The sequence below is a fragment of the Streptomyces katrae genome (assembly GCF_000966975.1).
Lineage (GTDB): Bacteria > Actinomycetota > Actinomycetes > Streptomycetales > Streptomycetaceae > Streptomyces > Streptomyces katrae.
The window spans coordinates 1-895 of record NZ_JZWV01001708.1 but is presented as its reverse complement, the minus strand read 5'-3'; the positions used below and the strand labels follow the sequence as shown (position 1 = coordinate 895).

General features: G+C 74.7%; 1 protein-coding gene. It reads left to right on the top strand.

The window, feature by feature from the left end:
• Positions 1 to 16: 16 nt before the first annotated feature.
• Positions 17 to 895, top strand: an 879-nt coding sequence (locus VR44_RS40250) for an alpha/beta hydrolase (protein WP_045952658.1), incomplete at its 3' end; no start/stop codon positions are given.

Here is an 895-nt window from a genome sequence, read left to right as displayed (position 1 = left end):
GCGCAGGATGGTCTGCATGGATCCCGAACTCGAAGCATTCGTACCGTTGTTCCCGCTGACGGACTGGGCCGATCCGGTCGCCGACCGCAAGGTCTACGCGGAGCTTGCCGCCGGGCGGCCCACCCCGGACATCTCGGACCTGCTCGTCGAGGACCGCCTGGTGCCGGCCGCGACGGAGGTGCCGGTCCGGCTGTACCGGCCTCGGCGGCCGCAGGGCGCCGTCGTCTGGATGCACGGCGGCGGGCTCGTCGTCGGAGACCTGGACACCGAGCACCCGTGGGCCGCCCGGATCGCCTCGATCACCGGGGCGGTGGTGGTCTCGGTGGGCTACCGGCTCGCGCCCGAACACCCGTATCCGGCCGCCCTGGACGATGTGTGGGCGGTGCTGGGGTGGACGGCGGACCATGCGGCCGGCTTCGGCGTCGACCCGGCGCGGATCGCGGTCGGGGGCCACAGCGCGGGGGCGAACCTCGCGGCGGCGGTGGCGCTGCGGGCCCGGGACGAAGGGGGCCCGGCGGTCTGCTTCCAGCTGCTGAACGAGCCGGGGCTGGACGACCGCCAGGAGACCTGGTCGCAGCGCCGGTTCACGGACACGCCCTGGCTGACCCGGGACAAGATCACCGCCTCGTGGCGGCACTACCTGGGGGCCGGGCCGGCGACCGCGTACGCCGCGCCCGCCCGGGCCGCCGACCTGTCGGGGCTGCCGCCCGCCTACATCGCCACCGCGGAGCTCGACCCGAACCGTGACGAGGGCATCGAGTACGCGCTGCGCCTGCTGCGGGCGGGTGTGTCCGTCGAGCTGCACCAGTGGCCGGGGACCTTCCACGGCTCCCAGGCGATCCTCTCGGCCGAGGTGTCGCAGCGTCAGATCGACGGACTCGGCGGGGCCCTGCGG